Genomic DNA, 19298 nt, shown 5'->3' on the forward strand with positions numbered 1-19298 from the left:
GCGCGGGCCGGCCGGGGACGAACGGCCCCCGCGTTCGCGCCCAATGGCGACGGCCCGGCCCGTTCGGGCCTGTCAGCGTGGCTGGAGTGTGGTGCGCAGGCGGTAGCGGTCCCCGCTGTACTCGACGGTCGACAGGAGCACCGGGCGCTGGTCGCGCGCGTAGATCGTCTGGTCCAGGGCGAGCACGGGCGAACCCGGCTCGATGCCGAGGTGCCGGGCGAGGGCCTTGTCCGCGCCGCGCGCCTCGATGGTGGTCTCGGAGCGCTCCAACTCGACGCCGCGGGCGTGCAGTTCCTCGAAGAGCGAGGCCGTGGTGAAGTCGACCTCGTCGAGGCCGGGCGCGAGGGATGCGACAAGGAGAGTGCGGTCGACGGCGATGCGTACGTCGTCGAGCAGCCGGACGCGCTCCAGGCGCAGCAGCGGGGCGCCGGCCGGTACGTCGAGGCGGTCGCCGTCGTCGAGGGTGGCGGGGCGCAGTTCCTGGTGCAGCACGAGGGAGCTCGGCCGCATGTGCTTGCGGCGGGCGGTCGTGGTGAACGACTCCAGGTCGTTGGGCCACTCGCGGGGTGCCACCGGCGCCGCGACGAACCAGCCCCGGCCGTGCGAGGCCGTCACCAGGCCCTGGTCGACGAGGTGCGCCAGGGCCTTGCGCAGGGTCACCCGGGAGATGTCGAGCCGTTCGCAGAGTTCGCGCTCGGCGGGCAGCCGTGCGCCCGCTGCCAGGCCGCGGCGCTGGATCTCGTCCTGGATGAGCTCGGCGGTCTGCGCCCACAGGGGGGCGGGCCCGCTGCTGCGGGCGGGGCGGGCGGGGGCGGCGTCGGCGCTCATCGGAAACCTCCAGCGGGATCCTCGGAGCGTACCACCGCATACCACTTGTCTTGGCGCAGCTCGCGGGGCAAGGGCCCCGGGCCTTTGGTCACCGGACGAAAATCCGAGCAGACCACTATTGACCACTCGAATACCACTGCATACCTTTGGGTTGCGGCGGCCGGCGAGACCCGGCGGCCGACCGGCCCGATGACCACACCCCTGGATGGCCACGGGACCGCATGCGCGATGGAGGAAGACGGATGAGTACGGGTCCAGCGAAGGCCGCCGGCAAACAGCGCGGCGGCAGTGGCGTCATGGCGGTCCTGCAGCGCATCGGGCGCAGTCTGATGCTCCCGGTCGCGACCCTCCCGGCGGCCGCGCTCCTGGTCCGCCTCGGCGGCACGGACCTGCTGGGCCGCGAGAACTTCCCCGAGCCGGTCCGCAAGCTCGGCATGGTTTTGGCCGCCGGCGGCCAGACCGTCTTCGACTATCTGCCGCTGCTCTTCGCCATCGGCGTGGCCATCGGCTTCGCCAGGAAGGCGGACGGCTCGACGGCGCTGGCGGCCACGGTCGGCTACCTCGTCTTCAAGGCGGTCCTCGCCAGCCCCGCCTTCCCGAAGGGGGTGGACGGCGAGCCGCTCGACGCCAAGGTCTTCGGCGGCATCGTCATGGGTCTCGTCGCGGCGCTGCTCTACCAGCGCTTCAGCCGCACCAAACTCCCCGAATGGCTGGGCTTCTTCGGCGGCCGCAGGCTGGTGCCGATCCTCTGCGCCTTCGCCGGCGTCGGCATGGGCATCGTCTTCGGCGTGGTCTGGCCGACGGTCGGCGGCTGGTTCTACCACTTCGGCGAGTGGCTGGTGGGCACCGGCGCCTGGGGTGCGGGCATCTTCGGCCTGGTGGTCCGCGCGCTGATCCCGATCGGCATGCACCACTTCTTCACGGTCTTCCCCTGGTTCGACGCCGGCACGTTCGTCAACCCCCACACCGGCGCCGAGGTCCACGGCGACATCGCGCGCTTCCTGGCGGGCGACCCGAGCGCCGGCCAGTTCATGACCGGCGGCTTCCCGATCTACATGTTCGCGCTGCCCGCCGCGGCCATGGCCATTGCGCACACCGCGCGGCCCGAGAACCGCAAGATGGTCAAGGGCATGATGATCTCGGTCGCGCTCACCTCGTTCGTCACGGGTGTCACCGAGCCCATCGAGTTCAGCTTCATGTTCGTGGCCCCGCTCCTGTACGCCGTCCATGCGCTGCTCTTCGGAGTCTCCATGGCGGTCTGCTACGCGCTTGGCATCCGCGACGGCTTCGGCTTCTCCTCCGGCGCCATCGACTACGTCGTCAACTACGGCATCGCCACCAGGCCCTGGCTCCTGATCCCGATAGGCCTGGCCTTCGCGGCGCTCTACTACGCGGTCTTCCGGTTCGCGATCGTGCGCTTCAACCTGCCGACGCCCGGCCGCGAACCCGTAGAGGGCGATCCGAGCGAGGGAGATGCCGCCGACATATCCGCCGACGCACCTGCGGACACTCCCGTGCGCTCCCCTGACGCCATTCCCTCGGGCGCCACCCTGGAGGACGATCCGGCCTCCAAGGCCTGACGCTCCGCCCGCTCCTCCCCAGTCCGCGCTCCCGCCGTCCGCGTGCGGCGGGGCCTACGAAAGGATCCCTCGATGTCCGGATCGCGTATCACCTTCCTCGACGGCCAAAGTGGCCAGCCGCAGGCGCTTGAGCGCGTGATCGCCCAGGTGCGGCGGCAGCTCGACGGCCCGACGCTCGGCCGGCTGCGCACGGCCGAGCGGCCGCTCCTGGCCGGGATCGGCGCCTCCTACGCGGCCCTCGCCGTCCCCGTCGAGGTGCTCCGCGGCCACGGCGTGCCCGCCCAGCGGGTGCTCTCCAGCGAGATCGAGGACGGGCTGCGCGGCTTCGACACCGATCTGCTGATCGGGGTCTCGCAGGGCGGCCGCAGCTCGGAGACGATCGCGGCGTTCAAGACGGCGCGGGGCGTGCCGACGCTCGCCGTCCTCAATGTCACCCCCTCGCCGCTCGGCGAACTCGCCGACCTGACCGTGGACATGGGCAACGAGCCCGACTCGTACGCCTCGACCGTCGGCTTCACCGCCACGGTCGTCGCCCTCGATCTGATCGCCGGAGCCATCGCGGGCCGCCGGGGCGACCCCTGGGACGGCATCGCCGCGCACGCCGAGACCGTCCGTGGCCGCGCGGCCCAGGTGGTCGCCGCGCTGCGCTCGCGCGCGGCCCGCTGCGTGGCCGTCGACTGCGTGGCCTCCGGCGCCTCCCGGGTCAGCGCCGAGGAAGCCGCCCTGCTCCTTCGCGAGGTGCCCCGAATGCCGGCCGCGGCCTCGGTCACCCGCAACTACCTGCACGGCGAGATGGAGTCGGCGGGCAATACGCTGCACCTCGTCTTCGGCGACGGCCGCGAGGTCGAACTGGCCCGCTCCCTGTCGGCGGCCGGCCATCTCACCCTCCTGATCACCACCCAGGACGTGGAGGTGGCCGACAGCCTCGGTGTCGTACGCCTGCCCCAGTGCGCCCCCAGCGCCCGGGTCGTCCTGGAGACGGTCGTCGTGCAGGAGCTGGTGGCGGCGCTCAGCGACGAACGCGGCGTGCCCATCGAGTCGTTCGTGTTCGCCAACGACGACACCAAGGAGGGCGGTGTCGACGCGGCGGACTTCGAGCTGGCCTCGCCGGTCGCGGTCGCCTGAGCTACTTGTCCTTGGCGGCGCGGCTCGGCTGTACCCGCTTGGGCTCCCCCGGCATCTTGGGGTAGTCCGGCGGGTACGGCATGTCGCCGAGCTCGTGGTCGCGCTCGTCCCGCTCGGCGAGTTCGAGCAGCGACTCAAGGCCGAAGGCGTAGGTGTCCATGTCCGCGTGCAGATCGCCGAGTTCGGCGTAGCGCGCGGGCATGGTCCGCAGGTCGAAGTCCTTGGGGTGTACGTCGTCGAGCTCGTCCCAGCGCAGCGGCGCCGAGACCGGGGCGTGCGGCTTGGGGCGTACCGAATAGGCGGAGGCGATGGTGCGGTCGCGGGCGGTCTGGTTGTAGTCCACGAAGATCCGCTCGCCGCGTTCCTCCTTCCACCAGGCGGTGGTGACCTTGCCCGCCATGCGGCGCTCCAGCTCGCGGCCGATGACGATGGCGCAGCGGCGTACCTCGGTGAACGTCCAGCGCGGTTCGATCGGGATGAACACGTGGATGCCCCGGCCGCCGGACGTCTTGGGCCAGCCAGTGATGCCAAACTCCCCCAGAAATGCCCGGAGTTCATGGGCTACGGGCACCGCGTCGTCGAAGTCGGTGCCGGGCTGCGGGTCCAGGTCGATGCGGAGTTCGTCGGGGTGGTCGGTGGCCTCGCGCCGCACCGGCCAGGGGTGGAAGGTGAGACAGCCGAGCTGGGCGGCCCACAGGACGGCGGCGGGCTCGGTGGGGCAGATCTCGTCGGCGTGGCGGCCGCTGGGGAAGGCGATGCGGGCGGTGGGGATCCAGTCGGGGAGGTTCTTCGGGGCACGCTTCTGGAAGAACGACTCGCCGTCGACGCCGTCCGGATAGCGCTCCAGAGTGGTGGGCCGGTCGCGCAGGGCGCGCGTGATGCCGTCGGCGACGGACAGGTAGTAGTTCGCCACGTCCAGCTTGGTGTAGCCGAACTCCGGGAAGTACACCTTGCCCGGATTGGAGAGCCGCACGGTCCGCCCGCCGGCCTCCAGTTCGATCGCCTCGCCCTTGCCCATGCAGGCCACGGTAGGCGGCGGGCATCAATGCCGCATATCGGTGAGAATCGATTGTATGGATCTTCCGGTGATGCCGCCCATGAAGCCGATGCTCGCCAAGTCCGTGGCGAGGATTCCGCCCGGGATGCAGTACGAGGCCAAGTGGGACGGGTTCCGGGCGATCGTGCACCGCGACGGCGCCGAGATCGTCATCGGTAGCCGCAACGGCAAGCCCCTGACCCGCTACTTTCCCGAGCTGGCCACCGCCCTTGAGGAACGTCTTCCCGAGCGCTGCGTGGTGGACGGCGAGATCGTCATCGCGCACGAGGGGCGACTCGACTTCGACCGGCTCACCGAACGCATCCACCCCGCCGCGTCCCGGGTGAGACTGCTCGCCGAACAGACCCCGGCGAGCTTCATCGCCTTCGACCTGCTCGCCCTCGGCGACGCCTCGCTCCTCGACACCCCGCTGGCCGAGCGCCGCTCACTCCTGTCCGAGGCTTTGAAGGACGTCTCGCCACCGGTGCACCTCGCTCCCGCCACCACCGACATCGAGGTGGCCCGGCGGTGGTTCGAGCAGTACGAGGGCGCCGGGCTCGACGGGGTGGTCGCCAAGCCGCTCGACCTTCCCTACCGGCCCGATGCCCGCCTCATGTACAAGATCAAGCACGAGCGCACGGCGGACGTGGTGGTGGCCGGATACCGCCACCACAAGAGCGGACCGGTGGTCGGCTCGCTCCTGCTCGGCCTGTACGACGCCGAGAGCGCTCTCCAGCATGTCGGCGTGTGCGCGGCCTTCCCGATGAAGCGCCGCGCGGAACTGATCGACGAGCTCGCCCCGCTGCTCATGGCCGACCCGGTGGCCGAAGGCCATCCGTGGGCCGCCTGGGCCGAGGAGGCGGCGCACGAAAGCGCCCGCCTTCCGGGCGCGACCAGCCGCTGGACCGGCAAGAAGGACCTGTCGTGGGTGGCGGTGCGCCCCGAGCGGGTGGTGGAGGTGGCGTACGACCACATGGAGGGCGACCGGTTCCGGCACACCGCGCAGTTCCGCCGCTGGCGCCCGGACCGCTCCCCCGGCAGCTGCACCTACGCACAGCTGGAGGAGCCGGTCCGGTACGACCTGGCCGAGGTGCTTTCGTCAGGGGGTGGGTGAGGGGCAGCCCGGTGCGGGCGGCGTGCCCGTGGGGTCCGGCGTCGTCGGCGCGGACGGCGACCCGGTGGGGCAGTCCGGCAGGCCCGGGCTGCCCGACGGCGAGGGCCCGGGACTCGTGCTCCCCGAGGGCAACGGGCCCGGGGAATCGGAGGCGGACGGGGAGGGCGAAGGGGACGGCGACTGCGGAGGCGGCGACGCGGACGGGCTGCCGCCGGGACGCGCGGGGACCGAGGCGGAGGGTCCGCTGCTCGGCTGGGGGCCGATGACGATGCCTCCGCCCTGCTTCTTTCCGTGATCGTCGTCGATCTGCCGGGCGCCGCCCGCGCCGGGCGTGGTGGGCAGCGCGCCCTTCCCGTCCGGTACGGCATGGGTGCCCCGGCGGTAGAACTCCAGCCACGACAGGACCGTACGCAGATAGTCCGCGGAGTGGTTGTAGCTCAGCACCGCGCGGTCCAGGTCCGCCGGGACCGCGAGGTCGCGGGAGTCCGCGCACAGATGGACCCCGGCGGCGAGCGCGGCGTCGAAGACGTTGTTGGGGTCCTTGCGGCCGTCACCATTGCCGTCCTGGGCCCAGGTCGACCAGGTGGACGGGATGAACTGCATGGGGCCCACCGCACGGTCGTGGCGGGTGTCCCCGTCCAGGGTGCCGTGATCGGTGTCGGCGATGTCGGCGAAGCCCGCGCCGTTGAGCACGGGCCCGAGGATCGGCGTGAGGGTCGTGCCGTGCGCGTCGACCCGGCCGCCGCCCGCGTGCCCCGACTCCACCTTGCCGAGGGCGGCCAGGAGTTGCCAGGGCAGATGACAGCGGGGCTCGGCGTTCCGCAGCCGGGCTTCCGCCTGCTGGTACGCGGCGAGGACGGTGGCCGGGATGCCCTCCTGCGTCCACACCGGGTCGATCACGCCCACGGCCGGCGGTGAACTCGGGGGCCGTGGGGAGACCAGCGGCGGGAGCTCGGTGTGGTACGAGCCGTCGGCCGGCGACTGTTCCCGTACGGAGGTGGAAGGGCCGGCTACCGGTTCGTCCGGGCGCGGCGGCGCGGCATGCAGGAGGCCGGGGGCCTGCGACGCGGTGAGCGCGGTCATGGCGACAGCCACGACCGCCGTACCGGTCAGCCCGCGCCGTAACCGCTTCCCGCCCGGCAGCCGCGCGACGAGGTGCAGCCCCGGGGCCTTCACGCCCCCTGCCCGAAGGTGTCGATGCCGGAGATCCGCCAGGTGGCGCCGCTCCCCCGCACCAGGTCGACGGTGAACATCGCGGCGGCGTAGGTCGTTTCGGGCTTCGCGCCCGCCGTTCGTGTGCTGCTCTGGTCGGCGTAGACGAGGACCCGGGCGCGAGAGCCGTCGATCATCTCCACCCCGCTCTCGGTCACGGTGGTCGTAAGCACCAGTTTCTGGTCCTTGGCCTGCGCCCGCACGGCGTCCAGCATGTCGTGGTGCTGCTGAACCGCCTTGCCGGTAAGGAGAGTTGATGCCGCATTGTCGGCGGCGGCGGTGTCGGCGTAGTTGTAGGAGAACAGCGCGGCGACGGCCTTGGCGGTCTGCCCCTTGACCTCGCTGGTACGGGCCGGATCGGTGAGAGCGGCGTTGCGCGCGGCCGGATCGGAGCGCAGCGAATCGGCCCGGGTGGCGGCGAGTGCGGCGAAGGCCCCGAGCAGGACGACGAGCACGCACAGGACGACGGGGGCCCGGACGGAGACCAGGCGGCGGACGCCACCGAGGGACCGCTCGGCCAAGGGGTGGAGGGAGACGGGGAGCCGACGGCGGGGCCCTGCGCCTGCCTCGACCTCCGAACTACCCTTTCCTTTAAGGATGCTGGCGTCACCGGGGATATTGGTCGCTCGCTTCCCGCGCTCCGGCGGTGTCTCCGTGGCGGCCACGCGGGTGGCGCCCGCGTTCGCGAGTCGGCGCTGACGGTTGACCAGGTGGCGGGTCGTCGACATGTGCGGCTCCTGTCCGGGGACGATTAGGTGGTCAGTTGGCCGCGCTGTTGCCGACCGGCGCCTGGCCGAGCGCGCTGAGTTTCCAGCCGCCGGACGTACGGGTGAGTTCGCCGAGCATCCGGCTGTCCTTGGCGGCGGGCTTCTCCTTCGGGGCCTGCACGGTGATCCGCAGCGCCACCATCACCCTGGCCCGCCCCGCCCGGTCGTCGAGCTCGGTGACCGCGCCGTCGAGCACCTTGGCGCTCGTGACGGTCTGAGCCTGCTGCACCTGCTTCTCGAACTCGCTTCTGCCGTCGGCCAGTTGCTGGTGCAGGTCGCCGGTGGTGGAGTCCTGCCACATGTCGAGTCCGTGGGCCAGGTCCTTGTGGTCCAGGGTGGAGAGGTTCTGCACGGCCTGTTCGCCGGCCGCGAGGACCTTGTCGCGGGAGGCGGCATAGGCGGCGGAGTCGTTGTGCGCCGCGCCGTACCAGGACCAGCCCGCCCACACCGCGAATCCGCCTGCCAGCAGGGTGAACACCATCGCGGCGATGAGCAGGGGCTGGATCGTCATGCGTGCCATGTTCTTCGTGATCCCTCTCGCGGGGCCCGGCGGCAGCGGGCGCGTCCTAACGGGCTCGGATGTCGGTGATCTGCCAGTGGCCGTCGGTGAGTCGGGCCGTGATGGACAGCTGGGCGGCGGCGGTGGTGGCCGGCTTCGTGTCGCGCTGGGCCCGCTGGTCGAGGAAGACGAGCAGCTCCGCCGTGTCGCGGGTCAGCCGGGTGACCCCGGCCCGTACGACATGGGTGGTGAGGCTGAGCTTCTGGTCGGCGACCCGCTGCCTCAACTCACCGAACAGGGAGGTGTATTGACCGGCGGCGCGCCCGCCGAGCAGCTCCTTCGCCGCGTCCTCGGTGGCGCGGGTGTCCTGGGGCGCGTACGAGAACACCTTGCCGAGCGTGTTGCTGACGTCGCCGATGACCCGGGTGGTGGCTGAAGTGTCGGTGAGTGCGTGGTTGCGGGTGGCGGTGGTGTCGGTCAACTGCCCTGCCTGGAACAGGAGTCCGGCCCCGGCAAGGAGAAGCACGAGTACGCAGGCGAGGGTGACGGCGCTGAGGCGGTCGGTAGGGGCTGGGGCTTCGGCGGGGGTGGGGTCAGGGCCCGCCCTCTCGTCCTCGCACTCCACATCGCGCCCGGGCTCCGGCTCCGGCGCCGTCTTCAGCTCTGCTGTGCTCACGCTGCTTCTCCCTATCGGTCCGGGGTCAGGGGGCGGTGACCGGGACCGCGTTGAGTGCCTTCAACTTCCAGCCGGATCCGGTGCGTTCGAGCGCCGCCTCGAAGCGTTTGCGGTCGGTGGTGGTGGCCGCTCCGCCCGCCGGGGTGAGCTGGACCTGCACCGTCGCGATGACCTTCGCCGTGCCGGAGCGGTCGTCGAGCTCGGTGACGGCGGCGTCGGTGACGCTGCCGCGCGCCGAGGTGGTCGGCTTCCCTGCGCCCGTACGGCGGAGCTCGTCGTGCAGCGGGCCAGTCGAGGCGTCGAGCCAGGTGCGCAGGGCGGCGTCGGGGTGGGCCGCGTCCAGTGTGGAGAGCGCGGCGATCTGCGTCCGGCCCGCCTGCAGGGCGGCGTCGCGCGAGGTGGCGTACGCGACCGTTGAGTCGTCCCGCGCCTCCAGGTACGCCCGGCCCGCGAAGGCGGCGAAGGCGAGCGAGGCGGTGAGCGCGGCCACCACGAGTGCGCGGCGGAGTCGGGATGGGCCGGGGAGAGCGATCACGGGCGCACCTCCTTCCCACCGGCGGCGGGGCTGAGGCCGAGCAGTGCGGCCAGGTCCAGGGGGCCGCCGCTCGGCAGCGCGGGCAGGGCCAGGGCTCCGGGGAGCGTTGACGGCTGGGCTGCGGGCGCGACCTGCTGCGCAGGCGGAAGTGCACCTGGCTGGGCGGGAGTTGGGACCTGGCCGCCGGTCGGAGCGTGTGCCGAGCCGCGCACGTCGGTGCCGCTGCTCGCGGGCGCGGCGCATCTCGCCTTCGTGTTGAGGTTCGGCGTGTCGAGGGTGTCCAGGCCGTTGCGGTAGACCGTGCCGCCGTATCCGTCGGTGCAGGGAAGCGGCGCGAAGAAGGTGACCGCCATTCCCAGATTGGCGCCCTTGGCGTCGATGGCCGTGGCTCCCGCCGCCGCCAACGGCGGCAGTTTCACGAGGAGTTCCTCGATTCCGCGCTGCCGGGTCACGGCTACGTCGGCGGTCGTGAGGAGGTTGGCGAGCACCACGCTGAGCTGCGGGTTCAGATCCCTGAGCAGCCCGCTGATCTGCCCGGCGGCGTCGGGCGCGGCGGCGATGAGGCGGCGCAGATCGGTGTCCGAGTCCTTGAGCGTGGCAGCCAATCGCTGGGCGCCCGAAGCGAAGGACTTGATGGCCTGTCCTTCCTCGGCCTGGGTGCTGAGCACGGTCTGGCCGTCCGCGAGCAGCGTGGTCGTGGTGGGCAGCGCCCTGTCGGCCGCCTTCACGAAGTCGGTGCCGCTGTCGAGGAGCACCTGGAGGTCGTCGCCGCGCCCTTCGAAGGCCTTGCCGAACTCGTCGACGACGGTGCGCAGCGAGTCAAGGGGCACTGATGCGGCGAGGTCGTTGACGCTGCTGAGGACGGTGGTGACGGGCGCCGGGGTGGCGGTGTCGTCCTGCTCGATCTCGCCGCCGTCGCCCAGGTAGGGCGCCCCGCCGGCGGTGGGCCGCAGGTCGATGTACTGCTCGCCGACGGCGGACAGGTTGGCCACCACGGCTCTGAGCGCGGTCGGGATGGGCGGGGCCGAGTTGTCGATGTGCAACTCGGCGACGACCCCGTCGTCGGTGAGTCCGATGGGTCCGACCCGGCCCACCGACACGCCCCGATAGGTGACGTTGGAGTGGGTGAACAGGCCGCCGGTCTCGGCGAGATGGACCTTCACCGTGTAGTAGTCGCGGATGCCGACGTAGTGGCCGATGTCGGCGTAACGGAACCCGGTGTAGCCGAGGACCAGCACCCCGATCACGAGGAACGCGAGGTTCTTGAGCCTCGTCGCCGTGGTCAGCATCAGCGCGTCCCTCCCGTGCCGCCGACGGACGGCAGGCCGAGGGGCGCCTGCTGCGCGGTGACCGATGCGGGCGGCGTGGTCAGCGGCGGGATGACCTGGGTGCCGGGGGCGGCCGTCACGTCGAGGTAGACGTTGAGGTAGTCGCCCTTCACGCCGCGCAGCACCTCGTCGGTGAACGGATAGGTGACAAGCACCTGGAGGGAGTCCGGCAGGTCCTTGCCGGAGTCCGCGAGCGCCTTCAGCGTCGGTGCGATCGCCTTCAGATCGGCCACCATGTCGTCCTTGCTCTTGTTGATCGTCGAGACGGCGACCGTGGAGAGGGTGTCGAGCGACTTGAGCATCGTGAGGAGTGAACCCCGCTGGTCCTCCAGGACTTTGAGGCCCGGGGACAGTCCGGTGAGTACGGTGCCGACCTGCTGTTTGCGGGTGGCGAGGGTGGCGGAGAGCCGGTTGACCCCGTCGAGCGCGTCGGTGATGTCGGTGCGGTGGCCGTCCAGGTCGGTGACCAGCGTGTTGACGCGCTGAAGCATGGAGCGGACCTCGGGCTCGCGGCCGCCGATCGCCTTGTTGAGCTCGGTCGTGATGGTCTTGAGCTGGTTGACGCCGCCTCCGTTGAGCAGCATGGAGAGCGCTCCCAGGACCTCCTCGACCTCGGGGTTGCGGTTGGTCCGCGTGATCGGGATGGCGGCGCCGGGCCCGAGGCGCCCCTGGGCCGCCTCCTTGGTCTCCTTCGCCGGCGCGGAGAGCTGGACGAACTTCTCGCCGAGGAGGCTGGACTGTTCCAGCTGGGCGTACGCGTTGGCCGGCAGCTTGACGTCTCCCCTGATCCGCATGGTGACTTTGGCGGACCAGCCGTCGGAGGCGAGCGACACCTTGGTGACCCGGCCGACGGCGACGTCGTTGACCTTCACCGCGGCCTGCGGCACCAGGCTCAGTACGTCGGCGAAGTCGGCGGTGATGTCGTACGGATGGCTGCCCAGGTCGGCGCCGCCGGGCAGCGGCAGCTGGTCGATCCCGGAGAACGACGGCACCGAGCAGCTGCCGAGGGTGAGGGCCAGGGCGACGACGACGGCGACACCGGCGCCCAGCGCGGCGCCGGTACGGCGTGTGACGCGGGCCTTCATCCCCGGCCCCCCTTCTTCGCCGAGGGGCCGGGGGCGGCGCCCTTCGCGGGGTCGGCCGCCGTCCCGTACACCGTGCCGACGGGGGGCAGGGGCAGGGTTGGGAGCGCTTTCAGGCGGGCCTGCGGCACCGGCACGAGCCCCGCGCTGCCCGCGGCCGCCGGGTTGAGCGGGAACACGATGTCGCCGCCCATGCTGATCTCGTTGATGTTGCCGCGGCCGTCGAGGGTGCGGTGCGCCGGGTCGTAGGCGTTGAGAGCGTTTCCGGCGGCCAGGGGCGCGGTGTCCAGGGCCTCCGCGAGCGAGGCCCGCTGGTCGACGAGGATCTGGGTGAGCGGGGCGAGCTTGTCGACCTCGGCCTTGAGGCTGCCGCGATTGTCCTGGATGAAGGTCTTGACGTTGCCGAGCGCGGTGCCGAGTTCCTTCAGCGCGCCCGCCAGGTTGTCCTTGTTGTCGGCGAAGAACGAGGTCACGTCGGCGAGTTGGTTCTGCGCGTCGCGCACCGCGCCGTCCTTGTTCTTCAGCATCGTGGTGAACGTCTGCAGGTACGACAGGGTGGCGAAGAGGTGCTCGCTGCTGCCGTCGAGCGTCTTGGCCGCCTTGCCGAACTGCTCGATGGAGTCGCCGATCGCGGCGCCGTTGCCGTCGAGGTTCTTGGCCCCGGTGTCGAGCAGCCCTGAGAGCGCTCCCGAGGCGTTCACGCCGCTGGGGCCGAGCGATTTGCTGAGCTCGGTGATGGAGGCGTAGAGCTGGTCGACCTCGACGGGGGTGGCGTTGCGCGAGGCCGGGAGTTCCGCCCGGTCGGCGATCTCGGGGCCGCCGGTGTAGGCCGGGGTGAGCTGGACGTAGCGGTCGGCGACGACGCTGGGCGAGACGACGGCGGCCCGCGCGTCCTTGGGCACCCGTACGCCCCGGTCCAGCGTGACCACCACCTTGACCTGCCGGCCCTGGGGGGTGACCGAGTCGACCTCGCCGACCTTGACCCCGAGGATCCGCAGGTCCGACCCGGGGTAGATCCCGACGGCGTGGTCGAAGTAGGCGGTGATCCGCTTGCCGCCCGGGCCGGCGAACACGCGCAGCCCGCCGGCCACGGTCGCGGCGATCACCGCGAGGGCCAGGACGATCGTGAGAGCGCGTCGCCGGCTCATGGGTAGCCTCCGTTCTTCGGCGGCATGCAGCCGTGGCCCGGAAGCGACTTCGCCGGCAGGTAGTTCCTGGGGACGAGCCCGCAGATGTACGTGTCGAACCAGCGGCCGTTTCCGAGGGTGTTGCCGACGAGCCGGTAGTAGGGGCCGGCCAGCGCCAGCGTGCGGTCGAGGCCCTGCTGGTTCTTCATGAGGACGTCCGTGACGCGGCCCAGCGCCGTGAGGGTGGGCTTCAGTTGGGCCGAGTTGTCCTTGACGAGGCCGGTGAGCTGGGTGCCGAGGCCGCGGGTTCCGGTGAGCAGCGCCTGGATGGCGTCGCGGCGCTGTTTGAGTTCGCCGAGGAGCAGTCCGCCGTCGTCGATGAGCGTCTCGAAGCTGCTCTTCTTGTTGGCCAATGTCTTCGTCAACTCCTCGCTGCCTTTGAGGAGTTGGGCTAATTGCGTGTCGCGCCGGGAGACGGTCTTGGACAGTGCCGAGAGTCCGGAGACGGCGGTGCGCACCTCGGGGGGCGAGTCCTTGAAGGTGTCGGAGATCGTCTCGAAGCTCTTGGCGAGCTGCGCGGTGTCGATGTCGCCGATCGTGTTGCTGAGCCCTTCGAAGGCCTGGGTGACGTCGTACGGGGAGGTCGTGCGGGCCAGCGGGATGCGGCTGCCGGGGTCCTGCTCGGTGGTGCCTAGCGGGTCGATGGCCAGGTACTTCTCGCCGAGCAGGGTCTTGATGGCGATGGCCGCGGTCGAGGCGTCGCCGATCCAGGCGTGCTTCACCTTGAAGGTGACCTTCACCTTGGCTCCGTCAAGGGAGACACCGCTGACCTCGCCCACCTTGACCCCGGCGATCCGCACCTCGTCGCCGTCGCGCAGCCCGGCGGACTCCGAGAAGTCGGCGCTGTAGGTCGTGCCGCCGCCGATGAACGGCAGCGAGTCCGCGTTGTACGCGGCGACGCCGATCAGGGCCAGGAGCAGCAGGCCCACCAGGCTGACGGCGACGGGGTTGCGCTCCTTCATGGGCTTGAGGCGGGGGCGCTTCAGGGCCGGACGCTTCAGGGCGGGGCGCTTGAGGCTCGGGCGCGGCAACGTCGGGCGCGGAAGGCGAAGGGTGCGGGGCCGGCGCGGTACGGGGAGTCTCATCCCTGGCACCTCGAATCGCTGACCGGGATTCCGGTGGGCGGCGGGCTGCCGTCCTCGGTCGTCACGCCGGACACCTTGGCCTCGCAGAGGTAGAGGTTGAGCCAGGACCCGTACGACGCGATCCGTGTGACGGCCCGCATCTTGTCGGGGGTCTTGCGCAGGAAGTTCTCGATCTGGGGAGCGCTCTCGGCGAGGTTGGAGGAGAGCCGGCCGAGCTGTTTGATGTCGTCCTTGAGCGGGGCGCGGCCGTCCTCGAACAGTCCGGCGGTGACGGTGGTGAGGTCGCCCATCGCGGCGATGGCCTCGCCGAGCGGCTTGCGGTCGCCCGCGAACCCGGAGACGAGTTGCTGGAGCGTGACCACCAGGTCGTTGAAGCCCGCTTCGCGGTCGTTGACGGTGGTCAGGACGGTGTTCAGATTGCTGATGACCTCGCCGATCACCTTGTCCTTGGCGGCGACGGTCCGGGTCAGCGAACCGATGTGTTTCAGCAGGCTGTCGACGGTGCCGCCCTCGCCTTGGAGGACCTGCACGATGGAGCCGGCGAGCTGGTTGACGTCCTTGGGCGAGAGCCCTTCGAAGAGGGGCTGGAAGCCGTTGAAGAGCTGGGTGAGGTCGAGGGCCGGGGTGGTGCGGTCCAGCGGGATCGTCCCGCCGGGCGCGAGGGTCGCGCCGACCGCGCCGGTGCCCCGGCCCAGCTCGATGTAGCGCTGGCCGACCATGTTGAGGTACTTGATCGAGGCGGTCGCCGTGCCCGGCAGCGTCCGGCCGCGCTGTACGGAGAAGGTGACCTGAGCGAGCCGCCGGTCGACGACCTCCACGCTGTCGACCTGGCCGACCTTCACTCCGGCGATGCGGACGCTGTCGCCCTCGATCAGGCCGGTGGTGTCGGTGAAGCGCGCCTTGTACGTCCGGGTGTCGCCCACCCCGGTGTTGGCGATGGACAGGGCGAGCACGGTGGTCGCGAGCGCGGTCACCAGGACGAAGACGAGCGACTTCACGAGCGGGCCCGCGATGCTGCGGCGCTTCACTTGATGGTCACCTCCGTCCCCCTCAGGGCGGGCCCGACGAGCAGGCTGCTCCAGTCCGGCAAGGACTGCGGGGCCTGTTGCAGGCCGGGTGCGAGCAGCTCGTTCACCAGCTGGTTCTCCTGCGGCGAGTTCGCCGGCCCGAGCCCGGCGTCGGAGGCGGCCGCCGTGTTCGTGAGAGCGCTCTCGGCGGGCAGCGGGGCGCCGAGGTACGGCACCGGATAGCAGTGCGGGCCGCCGCTCGCCGTGTACGCGGGGGTGTCGCGGCCGGGGACGTACTTGCCGAGCGAGGGCACGGCCTTGACGGTGACGTGGAGTCCGGGCTGATCCGTGCCCTTGCCGAGGGCCTTGTCCATCGCGGGGACGAACCCGGCCAGGGTGCGCAGGGTGCAGGGGAAGGACGAGGAGTACTTGGCGAGGAGCTCCAGGGTGGGGCGGCTCACCGCACTGAGCCGGATGATGTTGTCCTTGTTCTGCTGGAGGAAGGCCGTGAGGTCCTGGGCGGTCTTCGTCGTCCGGCCGTAGACGCCGAGGAGTTGGGTCTGCTGGTCGACGAGGGTGCCGGTGGTGGTCGTCGCGTCCGTGAGCGCTCTCAGGATGTCGGGGGCCGCGTCGCTGTAGGTCTGGGAGACCTTGACGAGCTGCTTCAGGTCGGCGTTGAGGGTGGGCAGGTCGGGGTTGAACTTCTTCAGGTGCGCGTCCAGCGTGACGAAGGTGTCGCCGAGCTGGGAGCCGTGGCCGCGCAGCGCCTGGGCGACGGCGGAGAGGGTCGACGACAGCTTGTCCGGCTTGACCGCGGTCAGCATCGGCAGGACGTTGTCCAGGACCTGCTCCAGCTCGATGGCGTTGCGGGACCGGTCCTGCGGGATGGTCGCACCGGCTGAGAGCGCTCTCGTGGACGGGTTCGGTGGCGGTACGAGCGCGACGAACCGCTCGCCGAACAGCGTGGTCGGCAGCATCTGCGCCCGCACGTCGGACGGGATGTGGCCGCGCTTGCCGGGCTGGAGGGCGAGGGTGAGCTTCGCGCCCGCTCCGTCGGCGCTGATGGTGCGGACCTCGCCGACGACGACGCCGCGCAGCTTCACCTCGGCGCCCGGGTGCATCTCGTTGCCGACGCTGCTCGTCTCGACGGTGATGGTGTCCGAGCGGGTGAAGTCCTTGTCGTACACGGCGATCGAGAGCCACACGAGCAGCGCCGGGACCACGAGGAAGACGACTCCGGCGAGGCGGCGGCGGACGGTCGGGGTGTTCATCCGGCCACCTTCACGGTCGTGGTGGCACCCCAGATGGCCAGCGAGAGGAAGAAGTCGGTGACGGCGATGAGCACGATCGCGTTGCGGACCGAGCGCCCCACCGCGACGCCGACTCCGGCCGGGCCGCCCGTGGCGCGGAAGCCGTAGTAGCAGTGGGCCAGGATCACCATCACGCTGAAGATCAGCACCTTGAGCACGGAGAGCAGCACGTCGGTCGGGGAGAGGAACAGGTTGAAGTAGTGGTCGAACGTGCCGCGCGACTGGCCCTTGAAGACCACCGTGGTCAGCCGGGAGGCGAAGTAGGAGCTGAGCAGTCCGATCGCGTACAGCGGGACGATGGCGACGACTCCGGCGATGATCCGGGTGGTGACGAGATACGGGAGGCTGCGCACGCCCATGCCTTCGAGGGCGTCGACCTCCTCGTTGATGCGCATCGCGCCCAGTTGGGCGGTGAAGCCGGCGCCCACGGTGGCGGACAGGGCGAGGCCGGCGACCAGCGGGGCGATCTCGCGGGTGTTGAAGTAGGCGGAGACGAAGCCGGTGAAGGCCGCGGTGCCGATCTGGTTCAGGGCGGCGTAGCCCTGGAGGCCGACCACGGTGCCGGTGAACAGGGTCATGGCGATCATCACGCCGATGGTGCCGCCGATGACACCGAGCCCGCCGTTGCCGAACGCGACCTCGGCGAGCAGCCGCTGGACCTCCTTCGTGTAGCGCCGCAGCGTGCGCGGGATCCACAGCAACGCCTTGACGTAGAAGGTGAGTTGGTCGCCGGAGCGGTCGAGGAGGGTGAAGAGGGCCATCGGTCAGCCGCCCTTCGGGGGGACGATCTGGAGGTAGATCCCGGTGAGGACCATGTTCACGAAGAAGAGCAGCAGGAAGGTGATGACGACGGACTGGTTGACGGCGTCACCGACGCCCTTGGGGCCGCCGCGCGGGTGGAGCCCGCGGTACGCGGCGACGATCCCGGCGATGAAGCCGAAGATCAGCGCCTTGACCTCGCTGACGTACAGATCGGGCAGCTGGGCGAGCGCGGAGAAGCTGGAGAGGTAGGCGCCCGGGGTGCCGCCCTGCATGATGACGTTGAAGAAGTAGCCGCCGAGGGTGCCGACGACGGAGACCATCCCGTTGAGCAGCACGGCCACGGACATGGTCGCCAACACCCTTGGTACGACCAGGCGTTGGACGGGCGAGACGCCCATGACCTCCATGGCGTCGAGCTCTTCGCGGATCGCGCGGGAGCCCAGGTCGGCGCAGATCGCGGAGCCGCCGGCGCCCGCGATGAGCAGGGCCACGATGAGCGGGCTGGCCTGCTGGATGACGGCGAGGACGCTGGCACCGCCGGTGAAGGACTGGGCGCCGAGCTGCTGGGTGAGCGAGCCGACCTGGAGCGCGATGACGGCGCCGAACGGGATGGAGACGAGGGCCGCGGGCAGGATGGTGACGCTGGCGACGAACCAGAACTGCTCGATGAATTCGCGGAGTTGGAAGGGCCGTTTGAAGACCGCCCGGGTGACGGCGGCGGCGAGCGCGAAGAGCTGCCCGGTCTGGCGGAACGCGCCGAGTCCGGGGAGCGGCCGGCGCGGCGGCCGGGAGGTCGGGGGCCGAGGGGGTGTCGGGGTCGGGGAGTTTCTCTCGGCCTCCATCGTCACGGCGTCGCCTCCTGGGCCGGCGCCATGCCGTTCTCGATGGCGCGGCGGGCCGCGGGCGGCAGCTGGTCGAGCATGGCCATCACCCTCAGTTTGCGGCGCAGCACCGCCTGCCGGGCGGGCAGACCCGGCGACGGTTCCAGTTGCGCGGGGATGCGACGCGGCGAACTGTCCGCTTCCCGGGGCGAGTTGAGCTGTTCCATGGCGAGCGTCGCCGCGTCCTTCTCCTCGGACATGCCGATGGGGCCCTCGCGGCGCCCGCTGAGGAACTGGGCGACGACGGGCTCTTCACTGGTCAGGAGCACCTCGCGCGGGCCGAAGGTGACGAGGTTGCGACGGAAGAGCATGCCCATGTTGTCGGGCACGGTCGAGGCGATGTCGAGGTTGTGGGTGACGATCAGCATCGTCGCGTCGATCTGCGCGTTCAGGTCGATCAGGAGTTGCGAGATGAAGGCGGTACGGACCGGGTCGAGCCCCGAGTCCGGCTCGTCGCACAGGATGATCTGGGGGTCGAGCACCAGGGCGCGGGCGAGCCCGGCGCGTTTGCGCATCCCGCCGGAGATCTCCCCGGGCAGCTTCCCCTCGGCGCCGAGCAGGCCGACCATGTCCACCCGCTCCATGACGATGCGGCGGATCTCGGACTCCTTCTTGCGGGTGTGCTCGCGCAGTGGAAAGGCGATGTTGTCAAAAAGGGACATCGAGCCGAAAAGCGCACCGTCCTGGAACATCAGGCCGAAGAGTTTCCGGGTCTCGTAGATGTCCCGCTCGGGGCTGCTCACCATGTCGACGCCATTGATGAGGACCCGGCCGCGCTCCGGTTTGAGCAGGCCGATGAGCGACTTGAGGAAGACCGTCTTTCCGGTGCCGGAGGGCCCCAGCATGACGCTGACTTCCCCTGCGGGCAGGGTGAGGGTGACGTCCTGCCAGATGTTCTGCTTGCCGAAGGACTTGGTCAAGCCTTCGACCACGACTTCAATTCCCATCCCACCTCCAGCAGGCACATACGGAGTGACGCGAGGGCACCGAGGGGCGCACGGTAAGTTGCGCAGCGGCGCCGAAACAAGATCTCGGACGGCCACATCAGTGAAATCCCTTTTCCTTGTCACTCGTTGACAAGTTTCCAAGTCGGCCTGGCGGACGACTGCGCAGCAATTGAGCAGTTGTGGGCAGCCGCGAAAGGACGGGGGCGCCGCGGCCGAGGGGAGCTTGACCGTGGCGCCCCCGCCCCGGGCAGCGAGCCCGGGCCCGGAATCAGGGACGGGCCTGGGGCTTCGCCCGTGCGGCTCCCGGCCTTCGGGGGCGTGGCCGGGAGCGTGGACG

General features: G+C 70.8%; 19 protein-coding genes. 3 read left to right on the forward strand and 16 right to left on the reverse strand.

Features of this window, described 5'->3' with window-relative positions; translation table 11 throughout:
• Window positions 1-72: 72 nt before the first annotated feature.
• A complete protein-coding gene (locus ADK54_RS12190) occupies window positions 73-828 on the reverse strand; it encodes a GntR family transcriptional regulator (protein WP_053725604.1) in 756 nt (251 codons plus the stop codon).
• Window positions 829-1070: 242 nt separating this feature from the next.
• On the opposite strand from ADK54_RS12190, the gene ADK54_RS12195 reads away from it, so the two are divergent.
• A complete protein-coding gene (locus ADK54_RS12195) occupies window positions 1071-2408 on the forward strand; it encodes a PTS transporter subunit EIIC (RefSeq protein WP_063801957.1) in 1338 nt (445 codons plus the stop codon).
• A gap of 72 nt (window positions 2409-2480) precedes the next feature.
• A complete protein-coding gene (locus ADK54_RS12200) occupies window positions 2481-3533 on the forward strand; it encodes an SIS domain-containing protein (RefSeq protein WP_053725605.1) in 1053 nt (350 codons plus the stop codon).
• A gap of 1 nt (window position 3534) precedes the next feature.
• Here the strand turns inward: ADK54_RS12200 and ligD are convergent, their stop codons facing one another.
• Window positions 3535-4551 carry a non-homologous end-joining DNA ligase gene (gene ligD, locus ADK54_RS12205; protein ID WP_053725606.1) on the reverse strand — a complete coding sequence of 339 codons (1017 nt, stop codon included), beginning with the start codon at window positions 4549-4551 and terminating at the stop codon, window positions 3535-3537.
• A gap of 55 nt (window positions 4552-4606) precedes the next feature.
• Here ligD and ADK54_RS12210 point away from each other — a divergent pair, with 55 nt between their 5' ends.
• The gene (locus ADK54_RS12210) at window positions 4607-5683 is read left to right on the forward strand and encodes an ATP-dependent DNA ligase (RefSeq protein ID WP_053725607.1); all 1077 of its coding nucleotides are present in this window, start codon (window positions 4607-4609) and stop codon (window positions 5681-5683) included.
• Here ADK54_RS12210 and ADK54_RS12215 read toward each other — a convergent pair.
• From ADK54_RS12215 to ADK54_RS12280, 14 genes are all read right to left on the reverse strand, one after another.
• A complete protein-coding gene (locus tag ADK54_RS12215; RefSeq protein WP_420717296.1) occupies window positions 5669-6859 on the reverse strand; it encodes a lytic transglycosylase domain-containing protein in 1191 nt (396 codons plus the stop codon). The two genes, ADK54_RS12210 and ADK54_RS12215, sit on opposite strands and share 15 nt — an antisense overlap.
• Window positions 6856-7623: a hypothetical protein gene (locus tag ADK54_RS12220; protein WP_053725608.1), complete on the reverse strand. Its 768-nt coding sequence runs from the start codon at window positions 7621-7623 to the stop codon at window positions 6856-6858. The genes ADK54_RS12215 and ADK54_RS12220 overlap by 4 nt, the downstream gene beginning before the upstream one ends.
• A gap of 31 nt (window positions 7624-7654) precedes the next feature.
• A complete protein-coding gene (locus ADK54_RS12225; RefSeq protein ID WP_053725609.1) occupies window positions 7655-8182 on the reverse strand; it encodes a nuclear transport factor 2 family protein in 528 nt (175 codons plus the stop codon).
• 46 nt (window positions 8183-8228) lie between these two features.
• Window positions 8229-8837, reverse strand: coding sequence for a hypothetical protein (locus tag ADK54_RS12230; protein WP_234392023.1), 609 nt, complete (start codon window positions 8835-8837; stop codon window positions 8229-8231).
• A 25-nt stretch (window positions 8838-8862) separates the two neighbouring features.
• Complete coding sequence (locus ADK54_RS12235; protein ID WP_420717297.1) at window positions 8863-9372, reverse strand: hypothetical protein; 510 nt, start codon at window positions 9370-9372, stop codon at window positions 8863-8865.
• Window positions 9369-10661 carry an MCE family protein gene (locus tag ADK54_RS12240; RefSeq protein WP_053725610.1) on the reverse strand — a complete coding sequence of 431 codons (1293 nt, stop codon included), beginning with the start codon at window positions 10659-10661 and terminating at the stop codon, window positions 9369-9371. Before ADK54_RS12240 ends, ADK54_RS12235 begins: the two co-directional genes overlap by 4 nt.
• Window positions 10661-11785: an MCE family protein gene (locus ADK54_RS12245; RefSeq protein WP_053725611.1), complete on the reverse strand. Its 1125-nt coding sequence runs from the start codon at window positions 11783-11785 to the stop codon at window positions 10661-10663. The genes ADK54_RS12240 and ADK54_RS12245 overlap by 1 nt, the downstream gene beginning before the upstream one ends.
• A complete protein-coding gene (locus tag ADK54_RS12250; protein WP_053725612.1) occupies window positions 11782-12930 on the reverse strand; it encodes an MCE family protein in 1149 nt (382 codons plus the stop codon). The genes ADK54_RS12245 and ADK54_RS12250 overlap by 4 nt, the downstream gene beginning before the upstream one ends.
• Entirely contained in the window at window positions 12927-13931 is a 1005-nt protein-coding gene (locus ADK54_RS12255; RefSeq protein ID WP_053725613.1) for an MCE family protein, read from the reverse strand. The genes ADK54_RS12250 and ADK54_RS12255 overlap by 4 nt, the downstream gene beginning before the upstream one ends.
• A 119-nt stretch (window positions 13932-14050) precedes the next feature.
• The gene (locus tag ADK54_RS12260) at window positions 14051-15082 is read right to left on the reverse strand and encodes an MCE family protein (RefSeq protein ID WP_053725614.1); all 1032 of its coding nucleotides are present in this window, start codon (window positions 15080-15082) and stop codon (window positions 14051-14053) included.
• A complete protein-coding gene (locus ADK54_RS12265; protein ID WP_053725615.1) occupies window positions 15079-16332 on the reverse strand; it encodes an MCE family protein in 1254 nt (417 codons plus the stop codon). The genes ADK54_RS12260 and ADK54_RS12265 overlap by 4 nt, the downstream gene beginning before the upstream one ends.
• Window positions 16329-17132 carry an MlaE family ABC transporter permease gene (locus ADK54_RS12270; protein WP_053725616.1) on the reverse strand — a complete coding sequence of 268 codons (804 nt, stop codon included), beginning with the start codon at window positions 17130-17132 and terminating at the stop codon, window positions 16329-16331. Before ADK54_RS12270 ends, ADK54_RS12265 begins: the two co-directional genes overlap by 4 nt.
• Window positions 17133-17135: 3 nt before the next feature.
• A complete protein-coding gene (locus ADK54_RS12275) occupies window positions 17136-17975 on the reverse strand; it encodes an MlaE family ABC transporter permease (protein WP_053725617.1) in 840 nt (279 codons plus the stop codon).
• Between the two features lie 2 nt (window positions 17976-17977).
• Window positions 17978-18961 (reverse strand): ABC transporter ATP-binding protein, encoded by a 984-nt coding sequence (locus tag ADK54_RS12280; RefSeq protein ID WP_053725618.1) that lies wholly within the window; start codon window positions 18959-18961, stop codon window positions 17978-17980.
• Window positions 18962-19298 lie beyond the last annotated feature (337 nt).

Source organism: Streptomyces sp. WM6378 (assembly GCF_001279695.1).
Lineage (GTDB): Bacteria > Actinomycetota > Actinomycetes > Streptomycetales > Streptomycetaceae > Streptomyces.